The organism is Rothia sp. HMSC065C03 (assembly GCF_001837295.1).
GTDB lineage: Bacteria > Actinomycetota > Actinomycetes > Actinomycetales > Micrococcaceae > Rothia.
Genome location: NZ_KV831988.1, coordinates 233,820 through 244,305 on the forward strand (window position 1 = coordinate 233,820; position 10,486 = coordinate 244,305).

The window sequence follows — 10,486 nt, forward strand, 5'->3', positions numbered from 1 at the left end:
CCCGGTTTTAAGCTACCCACAAGCTTATATAGTCGTATCAGCATATAGATAATCTTTCACACACCGTTTCGGTCATGATCCAAGGAAGTCCTCATGATGAACTCAACCACCCCCTCCCGCTCCTCACGTAGCCGCGCCCTGCCCGCCCTGGCTCTGGGCGCCAGCCTCATGCTCGCACCCCTGGGTATGGCACACGCGGAAACCACCCCGACAACCACCGAGAGCGCCTCGGCTCAGCCGGGCGACAGCAACCTCAGCCGCGGCGATCGCGCCCTCACCCAGACCCTGTCGGCGGAGCAGCCGGTCGCATCCGGTCGCACCGAAATTTCTGCCGGTCACGTGGATATGGGTCCTCGTTTCAACAACGGCAAGTTTGAGCTCATGCTCCACGACGACCACGGCGAGACCCCCGTCTGGCGCAGCCTGGACGAGGTCATCTACCGCGGTAGCGACCAGGCGATCCTTGAGGTGCCGAACGACCCGCGCTACTCCTTCGTGGGTGCGCCCGCCGGCTCTAAGGTGTACGTGATTCCGCAGACCGAAACTAAGGGCGTGATTTGGCCGGGTTGGAACACTCAGGATCCGCAGCTGGTGTCCAAGCTGAACCGCGGCGTGAACCTGACCCTGGAGCAGGTGAGTGGCCCCGGCACGTTCAGCCTGTACCTGGAGAACGGCAACTTCTCGGCGCCGCAGGTGCTGTGGTCCTCGACCAAGAGTGAGCCGCAGAAGCTGTGGGTTGAGAAGAACACTCACACCCACGCGAACTGGGTGTTCACCGCGCCCGGCGAGTACCTGCTGAAGGTCACCGCGAGCGCTGAGCTCTCTGACGGTTCGACCGTGTCCGATACCCGCTACCTGAAGTTTGCGGTGGGTGACTCCGCGAGCGCTGATGCCCTGTACGCGATGGAGGCGCAGGCACGCGGTTCCTCGAACTCGGCTTCTTCTGCTTCTCAGGCATCCGGTACTCAGGCGTCCGGTTCTTCTTCTGCCGCCGCAGCGAGTGACCAGAGCGGTTTCCGTGCTGAGTTCACGATTTCCTGGAGTCCTATTGTCGCTGGCATCGTGGTCGTGGTGGGCGTGGGCGCGTTCATCGCCTCCCGTCGCCGCCGCGCCTCCGCTCAGCGTGAGGCTCTGGATGAAGTGCGCGGTGACCGTTCGTGAGCGCATCGGTAACAGCGGGTACTAAGTCATCGGTAAGCTCCGGGCCCGTCCTAGAGATTTCAAACCTGTACGCCGGCTACGCGCGCCGTTCCATCCTCAAGGATCTGTCCCTGACCCTGGAGCGCGGCGAGTTTGCGGGTCTGATTGGTGCTAATGGTGCCGGTAAGACCACGCTGCTGCGCACCATTTTGGGCCTGATTCGCCCCGCATCCGGGCAGGTTCGCGTGTTGGGCGAGTCGCCCCGCGCGGCGCGTGCGCACATCGGTTACGTGCCGCAGAAACACCAGTTCCAGTGGGATTTTCCGCTGACCGTTAAGGATACGGTGATGACCGGCCGCGTGCGTGAGATTGGGTTCTTCCGCCGCCCGGCGAAGAAAGATTGGGTGCAGGTCTTTTCGGCGATGGAACGCACCGATGTCCTGCACCTGCAGGATGCTTCCATTGCGGAGCTTTCCGGTGGTCAGCGCCAGAGGGTTCTTTTGGCGCGCGCTTTGGCGGCGAACCCCTCCCTACTGCTGCTGGATGAGCCGTTTACGGGCGTGGACGCGCCGACTCAGACCACTCTGACTCGCCTGTACCGTGAGTTGGCGGGCGAGGGCATCACGATTCTGATGTCTACGCATGACATGCTGGCGGCGCGTGAGTCCTGCTCGCGTCTGTGCGGTGTGCGCGGCAATATTCACCTGGATGGTCCGGCGGACTCCTTTAGCCTGGAGCAGCTGCATACGTGGTTGCACGGTCACGATATTGAGGAGGCGCAGGGTCACGCCCGCACGGGCTTCACCTGTGCCGGTGGTGCGCTGGATGAGTACGGCCACGAGCTACCCGACTCCTGCGCTTCTGATCTTTCCCTCTCCCCCGCCCATACTACTTCTACCGGGGGTGCCCGTTGATTACTCCTATCGATTTTCTTGCCGACCTGTTCAACCCGTCTCTGGCGTTTCTTCCGCGCGCCCTGGCGGCGGTGCTGCTCGCGTCGGTGGTTACCGGCGTGGTGGGCTGTCACGTGCTGATGCGTGGCATGGTCTTCATTGGCGATGCGGTGGCGCACTCGGTGTTCCCGGGTCTTGCGGTGGCGTTCGTGCTGGGCGGCAACCTGGTCATGGGCGGTCTGACTGCGGGCGTGGTGACGGCTATTCTGGTGGCTATTTTTAGCCAGAATCAGCGGCTACGCGAGGATTCTGTGATCGGTATTTTCTTCGCGGCATCCTTTGCGTTGGGTATTGTGATTATTTCGTTGGCGCCGGGCTATTCGGGGTCGGTGCAGGATTTCTTGTTCGGCTCGATTGTGGGTGTTTCGAATGAGGACATTACCCAGGCCGCGATTATGGGTGCCGTTATTCTGCTGGTGCTGTGGCTGTTCCACCGCCAGATTGTGACGGTCAGCCTGGACCGTGAGAGTGCCCGCGCGATGGGCCTGCCGGTGCTTGCCCTGGATATTGTGCTGTACGTTCTGGTGACCATTTCTGTGGTGCTGGGTTTGCAGACGCTCGGTAATGTGCTGGTGTTGGCGCTTCTGGTGATTCCGGCGTCGGCAGCCCGGTTGGCGTGCCGCCGTCTGGGGTCGATGATGGTGTTCTCGCCGGTGTTTGGCGGTATCTGCTCGATTGTTGGCTTGTACCTGTCGTGGGCGTTTAACCTGCCGACTGGTGGCACGATTGTGCTGTCGATGGTGGCGGCTTTTGTGCTGGTGTGGGCGGTGACGGCGGTTCGTTCGCGAGCGCGTGCCCAGCTGAAGAATTAAACTCAGCTCAACCTCGACTCAATCCAACTTTTCTCGATTAAACGCACGAGTAAACGCACGAGGCGCATCCCTGTTTGGGGGGTGCGCCTCGTGCGTTTTTTACAGGTCTTAAATACCCAAAGTGAATCATGTTCATGTTTAAAGAACCAAAAGATACACTCCGCGTAATAAAAGCGCATAATTCAACACGTCGGGTTTAATGAAAATACAACCTATCAAATATTTCTTATGGGTTGATACATGTAGTGATAAAGCAGTCACTACACCCTCATTAGAGCTTCAAAGAAGGAGTCACCATGAAGGCATATGTATATCACGGCCCCGACCAGAAAAGCGCCTGGGAGGAAGTCCCGAACCCCACCATTCTTGAGCCCACGGACGTTATCGCCCGTGTCGACACCACCACCATTTGCGGTACTGACCTGCACATCCTGAAGGGTGACTGCCCCGAGGTGGACCACGGACGCATCCTCGGCCACGAGGCTGTCGGTACCATTACCGAGGTTGGCTCCGCGGTGACTGACCTGAAGGTCGGCGACCGCATCATCATTCCCGCCGTGACCAGCTGCGGTAAGTGCTCCTACTGTAAGGCGAACCAGCCTTCGCACTGCCAGACCGTTGGTGGTGTCGGCTGGATTTTCGGTTACATGATTGACGGCACCCAGGCAGAGTACGTGCGTGTTCCCTACGCAGAGACCTCGGTCCACCTGGTTCCGGAGGGTCTGACCGATGAGGACGTCCTCTTCCTCACCGACGCACTGCCCACCGGCTTCGAGATCGGTATTCTGAACGGCAACACCAAGCCCGGCGACACCGTCGCTGTCGTGGGTGCAGGCCCCGTGGGTCTGGGCGCAATCATGACCGCTAACCTCTGCGGTGCCGGCCGCGTCATCACCGTCGACTTCGACGAGAACCGCATGAACAAGGCACTGGAGCTGGGTGCAACCGATAAGGTCAACGCGGGCGACCCGGACTTCATCGAGAAGATTAAGGCTCTCTCCCCCGACGGCCTGGGCGTGGATGTGGCAATTGAGGCTGTGGGCGTTCCGCAGACCTTCGAGACCTGCACCAAGATTGTTCGCCCCTATGGCAACATCGCGAACGCCGGCGTGCACGGCAAGCCCGTTGAGCTGCCCCTGAACACCATGTGGATTTCGAACGTTCGCATCAACATGGGTCTGGTCAACTGCAACACCGTCGGTAACCTGCTGAACATGGTCCGCTCCGGCCGCCTGAACGCTAAGGCGATGGCAACCCACCGCTTCACGTTCGACCAGTTCGAGGAAGCCTACGACCTGTTCACCCACGCTGCTGAGCACAACGTGGTGAAGGTTGTTATCTCCCGCGACCCGGAGGTTGCGGCATAGACTGCGGTAGGCTCATATACCGCTCATACTGAAACCCCGAACGTTTGTGAGGGATTTCGGTGGGATGTATTCATGACACTGCGAACATCCCTAGGATTCGCCTCCGGGTGGGAGTGGGTAGGTCCCACCCGGAGCGCGAATCGTCCTCCCCTACCCCGAGATGTAGTTATTTTCTGATGATGTAAGAAATCTGAAGATGTAGAGATGCGCCAGCTCGGGGTTTTCTGTTCCCTCAGCCCCCTCTCCGGTGGGCTCTGGGGCGGTTCCTCAAGCGTGATGCACCCTCTGCCGGGCGCTCTGCCAACCTGCTTCGGCGGGTTCTTCTGCCAGGCAACCTCTACCGGTGGAGGGGCGCATCATTTGGCTCTTCTTGGTCGGGTGGTACCTCCGATTCTGCTCGCCCTTGAAGGGAAAGGAAAAGGGTCGCACGCTTACGGTTCAATGGCGAACTCGTAGGCTGCGACCCTTTTCTCATGCCCGGTTTTCGGTGCCTCGGGCGGGCTATTTAGTTTTTAGGCTTCTCAGTACTGGGTTTTTCTCCGGCGGCATTCTTTTCACCGGTGTTCTCATGACCGGCAGCATCGTGCAGGATGCGGGTGAACGCCTCCGTGGGGTCGTCTGCCCCAGCTGCGGCAGAAGAGTCGGTGGCGCCTCCGATGACGGGTTCGGTGGGCGCATCCTCAACGGGTACTTCAGCCAGATTCTCGGCAGGTACCTCGGCAGGAGCCTCGACGGACACCTCCGCGACGATGGGCTCATCCGAGGCGGACTCCGCAGAGGCGGGCGCCTCCGGAGCCTTCTGCGCATCCTCCTGCTTATCCTGAGCCAGAGTCTCTACAGGCTGCTCAGAAACACCCTGCTCAGTAGCTACCGGCTCACCGTGCGCGGATTCCTTCTTCGCATCCTTGTGCGCGTCCTTATGTTCGAGCCTGTAGATGATGCGCGGTTCCAGGCGCTCAAAACCAATCTTGGAGCGCACCCAGTTCACGAAGCGGTCGATACGGTCCTCACCCTCGGTGGTTTCCGCAACCCGGTAGTTGCGCGGCAGCATCACGCTGTCGCTGAGCACGCGCGGGTACTCATCAATCTCCTGAATACCCGCCATGTACATGTTCTCGCGGAACTGGTGAGCGAACTCCTGCTGACCGAGGAACAGCTGGTCGGCGTAGGTTTTAGCCGCCAGGCGCTCGCTGTAGGCGTCCTTGGAGTCGCGAGCGCCCTTCTTGGAGCCGTAAATATCCCAGAAGTAAAAGTACACATTGTTCGCGATAATGGCGGAGATAATGCGGTTCTGCAGGTACACGAGGGCACCGACGGCGACCGCACCAACAATCAGGAGCACCACGGCGAGCGGGGAGAGTGCAAAGTCAGACAGATTGCCGCGGTGGTTCGTGAACAGGCCAATCAGGTAGGCGATGGTGACCACGATGATGGGCACGCCGATGAAAATCACGGCCAGCGGAACCCAAATGTACAGCAGGGCACGTAGAATCAGGCGGTAGTAGCTAATCGAGTCGCCAATGGGGATGGGTGTGGGCTTCACGGAAGAGTGCGCACGCTTCATGAGCAGGCTGAAGATACGGTTGCTGTCGATGCCAACTTTACGCAGCTTCGATTCGAGGGACGCACGCTTGAGGAAGACCCGGTAGTTTTCGAGGACGACGCGCTGGTCGGAGGTGAGCTTTTCGGGGTCGGGTAGGGCGTTGAGGTCCAAGCCGGCTTCGGTGAGGAGCTTGCTCCACAGTTCCAGTCGCGCCAGTTCGGAGGGTTTTGCCGCCGCCTGCGCCTGGTAGTTCTTGTAGGAGATGAAGATGGTGCTAGCACCAATGAGTAGCGTAATAAAGGGTGCTATCCAGTCTTTGAGTCCCATGGTGGCGTTCTTCCTTGATTGTGTGGAGCCGCTGGTTCCTCTGCGGTCGGGGCTGATGCCCGCTGTTTTACCGTACCACCGGCACCTGTGCTGAACCTTTAAATGCGCAGGTGGGTGCGTAAAAATAGCCCCGCCTCCCGATGCTTAAGAGCAACGGCAGGCGGGGCTTATCTATGAGGTTTAGTGCGCTGTATTAGTGTTCAGCAGGCTTCATTTCGCGAGGAGCCTTGCGGATCATGAGGTAACTGATAACAGCCATAACACCCATGAGCACGGCGCTGAACGCGGAGCTAACCACCACGCCGGAGTCGAAGGCAGCGAATGCGGAGGAGAGCAGCTGGTTTGCCTGCTCGCCACCCACGTGGCTTGCGACCGCCACGGCACCGCCGAGGGTTTCATGGGCGTTATCGGCGAGAGTCTCATCCAGACCGGCGGGCATGACGACGTTCGCGCGGTAGATGGCGGTGAGCATGCCACCGATAATGACGGTGCCGAGCACCGCACCCATCTCGTAGGAGGTCTCAGAAATCGCGGATGCCGCACCAGCCTTACGCGGCGGCACGCTGGAGAGCATCAGGTCGTTCGAAATGGTCTGCGCAATACCGATGCCGGTACCGAGCACAATGGAGATCAGGATAATCACCAAGTCGTTGTGCGCACCCAGGAAGGCGAGCACCGCGAACGCGGCAGCGTTGAGCGCCAGACCGAAAGACACCACCTGCGCCGGGTGGAAGTACACTGCCACGCGCGCAATCACCAGACCGGCGATAATGGCCGCCAGGGTACCGGGAATCAGCAGCATACCGGCGTACATGGGCGGCAGGCCGGAGACCAACTGCAGGTGCTGGGAGGCGAAGTAGATGAAGCCAACGTACACCATCATGGAGATGAGGTTTGCGGTAATCGCGCCGGTGAACACGGTGTTGCGGAAGAGGCGCACATCCAGCATGGGCTGAATATCGTTCTTCTCGCGGTTGAGCTGGCGTAGCACGAACAGAACAATGAAGACCAGACCGCCGAGGATGGTGCTGATAGCCACCGCGTCAAAGCCATTCTCGGAGGTGTGGGTCAGACCGTAGGTAATGCCGGTCATGCCGACCATAATCAGCAGGATGCTCAGCGGGTCGACCGGGCTGGGGTTCGGGTCCTTCGATTCGGGCACCGTCATGGGGGCAAGGATCAGGAAGGGAACCAGGATCGGCAGTGCCATGAGGAAGACGGAGCCCCAGTAGAAGTGCTCGAGCAGGAAGCCACCCACGATCGGACCCAGCGCGGCACCGGCGGAGAAGCCGGTTGCCCACACGGCGATGGCGATGCGGCGCTCATTCGCATCCACAAAGACGTTACGGATAATCGACAGGGTTGCCGGCATGAGCATGGCACCAAAAATACCGAGCAGGGCGCGGGCTATCACGAGCACCAGCGCGGAGGGCGCAAAGGCCGCCAGCGCGGAGATGGCCGCGAAGCCGGTCGAGCCGATGAGCAGCAGCTTGCGGCGACCAATGCGGTCGCCGATAGCACCCATGGGCACGAGCAGGGCGGCCAGAACCAGAGAGTAGGAGTCAACAATCCACAGCTGTTCAGCGGCGGAGGGGCGCAGCGCCTCAGCAATAGCAGGCACGGCAAAGGCCAGCACGGTGTTGTCAATGGAGACCAGGAGCACCGGCAGCATGATGACGGCGAGCGCGGTCCAGCGCTTAGCCTTCTGCTCGGGGGCATGGATGGGCAGAGACGTGGTCTGCGGGTTGTGATTCGTCATGGGTTGTTTTCGTGCGTCTATAAGGTATCGGCTGATGCGGCGGACGCGGCGGCATCAGCTCGGTCTGTCTTTTGGACTAGGTCTTTTAGTAAGTCTTTTAGTGAGGTTTTGGGGCTTGTCCGGGGGTTTTAGGTGTCCGGGTGGGTCCACAAACGAAAATTAACTATACCAACTGCACGGTATAGTTTCAAGCGGTTAGACTGGTATCCATGAGCACCCCCAACCACCGCAAACAACGAGCCAACAACTCTAGCGAGCACATCCTCGACACCTACGTCGACCTGCTGATTCGCTCGGGAGAACGCGCCGCAACCCTCGACGCCGTCGCCACCGCCGCCAAGGTATCCAAGGGCGGGCTACTCTACCACTTCTCATCCAAGAAGGCGCTCCTTGAGGCGCTCGCAGAACGCATCCTCACCCTGGCTGAAGAGGACTTCGCGGCAATGGAGCAGGCACCCGAGGGGGCAAGCGCCTACTACATCAATTCCTCCACGCCGGATAACACCCCCTTCGACCGTGCCCTCATTGCCCTCAGCCGCCTGGCACAGAACAATAATGAGCTCGCCCAGCAGACCATGAGCCGCGTACAGAATGGCTGGCATGCGCTCGTCCTCGCTGAGCTGGGTGATGAGCAGATTGCCCGCGCCGTGTTGCTTCTGGGTGACGGCATGTACTACAACGCGGCGTTCGGAAGCGACTCCGCCAACCCGCAGAGGGCAGCCGCCATCACGGCAGACCGTGCGGCACTCGAACGCGCCCTGCAGGTTCTCAAGGCGGCGGCTCGTTAAACCACAAAAGCCACTCAACACAGCGGTTAAAGCCACAAGCTAAAACCGCTACCTCAAACCCTATTCTTCAGCGCCGGCGAGCACCCGGGGCTTAAACTGGAAGGGTACGTATCTACTCTTCAACCTAAGGAGTTCCGATGATTTTCATTGCTGTAAAGTTCCCCGTCAAGCCCGAATACGCTGACCAGTGGATTGAGAAGACCCGCGCTTTCACCGAGGCAACCCGCGCCGAGGAAGGCAACAAGTTCTTCGAGTGGTCCCGCAGCATCGAGGACCCGAACGAGTTCGTTCTGCTCGAGGCTTTCAACGACGACGCAGCTGGCCCGCACGTGAACTCTGACCACTTCCAGCAGGCTCTGAAGGACATGCGCCCCATGCTGACCGCAACCCCGAAGATTGTTTCTCGCCTAGTTGACGGCGACGGCTGGGACGCTATGGGCGAGCTGCAGATTGACTAGTCCGCACCCCCGACATGCACCCTAGAATTGCATAGTTAGACTCTGGGCGCCCCTTCTGCCTGTTCTATTGGACAGGCAGGAGGGGCGCTTTGGTGTGTCCGGTACCTGAACTTTTCCCCTTGACACGACGCGGATGGTACCGGTTTTCGACTCAGCGGGTGCCTTGCGTGCATTTTTACCCTATTAACCCCTTAAAATGGGTAGAGTATGCACACCTATCGATACCCATTCGCACAGGAGGTCTGAATGAGCATCGCATCCCAGCCTCTTCCCGGCGCAGTCGCCGTTGAAGAGCACAACGACGTGGACCACACCTCTGTATCCCTCGCCGTCTCGACCGTTATTCTGGCACTGCGCCCCAAGGAAAACGAAACCCACCCTCCCCTGTGGCTGCCGCTGGTTCGCCGCCTCCGCGAGCCTTATAAGGGCCAGTGGGCGCTTCCTGGCGGTCCGCTCAACCCGAATCTTTCCCTCGAAGAGGCAGCCGCTTCGACCCTGAAGCGCGCAACTAACCTGCAGCCCGGCTACCTGGAGCAGCTCTACGCATTCGGTGACGTTCTGCGCACCCCCGAGGCGCGCGCCGCCCGCGTTGTGGGCGAGCCCGACCCGGCACCCGGCACTGATCACGAGCGCGTGGTTTCCGTGGTGTACTGGGCGTCGATTCCCGCCACCGAGGTCGCGAACACTCGCGTGCACGAGAACATCCGCTGGTTCCCGGTGGATGAGCTGCCCGAGCTCGCCTTCGACCACAACGAAATCATTGAGTACGCGCTCTACCGCCTGCAGAACAAGGTCGAGTACTCGCGTATTGCGCACTCTTTCTTGGGCGAGGAGTTCACCCTGGCGCAGCTGCGTGAGGTGTACGAGGCGATTCTGGGTCGCACCCTGGATCCGGCGAACTTCCGCCGCCAGATTGCGGCATCGAAGTCGATTATTGACACCGGCCGCCGCGTGGAGGGCACCCGTCACCGCCCGCCGCGCCTGTACCGTTACAACGACGCTCAGGCGTACGCGGATGCGGGCCCGCTGGGCATGTACCGCGAGCGCCACGAGGCGTAATAGCCTTTCGCGCGTTGTACGCGCGCAGATTTAATGCCTAAAAGGAGGGGCGGCACCGTGCGGTGTCGCCCCTCTTTTTGCGTTCTCTAGGGGGTATCGGCACTTGTCAGGCGGTTTTTCGGGAGGGTGTTTGACTCAGCACCCACACAGTTTCTATGCTTGAGCCATCAGCTCTCTATCCGCGCTACCCCACCGTGGGGGGGTAGCCTAAGGGACTGAACATATCGATTGACCGAAGCCACCCAAGGCACGACCGGGGTGCCCTTCGGAATCTAGGAGG

General features: G+C 60.2%; 9 protein-coding genes. 7 read left to right on the forward strand and 2 right to left on the reverse strand.

The window, feature by feature from the left end:
• The first annotated feature begins 93 nt into the window (after positions 1-93).
• The 4 genes from HMPREF2605_RS04340 (at position 94) to HMPREF2605_RS04355 (ending at position 4,272) form a co-directional block, all read left to right on the forward strand.
• Entirely contained in the window at positions 94-1,161 is a 1,068-nt protein-coding gene (locus HMPREF2605_RS04340; protein ID WP_070677723.1) for a TIGR03773 family transporter-associated surface protein, read from the forward strand.
• Positions 1,158-2,054, forward strand: coding sequence for an anchored repeat-type ABC transporter ATP-binding subunit (locus HMPREF2605_RS04345; RefSeq protein WP_070847102.1), 897 nt, complete (start codon positions 1,158-1,160; stop codon positions 2,052-2,054). Before HMPREF2605_RS04340 ends, HMPREF2605_RS04345 begins: the two co-directional genes overlap by 4 nt.
• Positions 2,051-2,905 (forward strand): anchored repeat-type ABC transporter permease subunit, encoded by an 855-nt coding sequence (locus HMPREF2605_RS04350; protein ID WP_012904337.1) that lies wholly within the window; start codon positions 2,051-2,053, stop codon positions 2,903-2,905. Before HMPREF2605_RS04345 ends, HMPREF2605_RS04350 begins: the two co-directional genes overlap by 4 nt.
• A 296-nt stretch (positions 2,906-3,201) precedes the next feature.
• The gene (locus tag HMPREF2605_RS04355) at positions 3,202-4,272 is read left to right on the forward strand and encodes an alcohol dehydrogenase catalytic domain-containing protein (RefSeq protein ID WP_070847104.1); all 1,071 of its coding nucleotides are present in this window, start codon (positions 3,202-3,204) and stop codon (positions 4,270-4,272) included.
• Between the two features lie 505 nt (positions 4,273-4,777).
• Here the strand turns inward: HMPREF2605_RS04355 and HMPREF2605_RS04360 are convergent.
• Together HMPREF2605_RS04360 and HMPREF2605_RS04365 are read right to left on the reverse strand one after the other, a co-directional pair.
• The gene (locus HMPREF2605_RS04360) at positions 4,778-6,142 is read right to left on the reverse strand and encodes an NADH dehydrogenase (protein ID WP_049363766.1); all 1,365 of its coding nucleotides are present in this window, start codon (positions 6,140-6,142) and stop codon (positions 4,778-4,780) included.
• Positions 6,143-6,335: 193 nt separating this feature from the next.
• Positions 6,336-7,901 carry an MFS transporter gene (locus HMPREF2605_RS04365; RefSeq protein ID WP_070847106.1) on the reverse strand — a complete coding sequence of 522 codons (1,566 nt, stop codon included), beginning with the start codon at positions 7,899-7,901 and terminating at the stop codon, positions 6,336-6,338.
• 209 nt (positions 7,902-8,110) lie between these two features.
• Between HMPREF2605_RS04365 and HMPREF2605_RS04370 the strand changes: the two genes are divergently transcribed.
• The 3 genes from HMPREF2605_RS04370 (at position 8,111) to HMPREF2605_RS04380 (ending at position 10,206) form a co-directional block, all read left to right on the forward strand.
• A complete protein-coding gene (locus tag HMPREF2605_RS04370) occupies positions 8,111-8,689 on the forward strand; it encodes a TetR/AcrR family transcriptional regulator (protein ID WP_070634630.1) in 579 nt (192 codons plus the stop codon).
• A 137-nt stretch (positions 8,690-8,826) separates the two neighbouring features.
• A complete protein-coding gene (locus HMPREF2605_RS04375; RefSeq protein WP_005508062.1) occupies positions 8,827-9,147 on the forward strand; it encodes a putative quinol monooxygenase in 321 nt (106 codons plus the stop codon).
• A 246-nt stretch (positions 9,148-9,393) separates the two neighbouring features.
• On the forward strand, positions 9,394-10,206 hold the full coding sequence (locus HMPREF2605_RS04380; protein ID WP_070686869.1) for an NUDIX hydrolase: 813 nt from the start codon (positions 9,394-9,396) through the stop codon (positions 10,204-10,206).
• The last annotated feature ends 280 nt before the right edge of the window (positions 10,207-10,486 follow it).

What these genes read in the sequence shown, in the direction of transcription:
- HMPREF2605_RS04340 (WP_070677723.1), top strand. Translation starts at nt 94, where the DNA reads ATGATGAACTCAACCACCCCCTCCCGCTCCTCACGTAGCCGCGCCCTG.
- HMPREF2605_RS04355 (WP_070847104.1), top strand. Translation starts at nt 3,202, where the DNA reads ATGAAGGCATATGTATATCACGGCCCCGACCAGAAAAGCGCCTGGGAG.
- HMPREF2605_RS04360 (WP_049363766.1), bottom strand. Translation starts at nt 6,142, where the DNA reads ATGGGACTCAAAGACTGGATAGCACCCTTTATTACGCTACTCATTGGT.
- HMPREF2605_RS04365 (WP_070847106.1), bottom strand. Translation starts at nt 7,901, where the DNA reads ATGACGAATCACAACCCGCAGACCACGTCTCTGCCCATCCATGCCCCC.
- HMPREF2605_RS04370 (WP_070634630.1), top strand. Translation starts at nt 8,111, where the DNA reads ATGAGCACCCCCAACCACCGCAAACAACGAGCCAACAACTCTAGCGAG.
- HMPREF2605_RS04375 (WP_005508062.1), top strand. Translation starts at nt 8,827, where the DNA reads ATGATTTTCATTGCTGTAAAGTTCCCCGTCAAGCCCGAATACGCTGAC.
- HMPREF2605_RS04380 (WP_070686869.1), top strand. Translation starts at nt 9,394, where the DNA reads ATGAGCATCGCATCCCAGCCTCTTCCCGGCGCAGTCGCCGTTGAAGAG.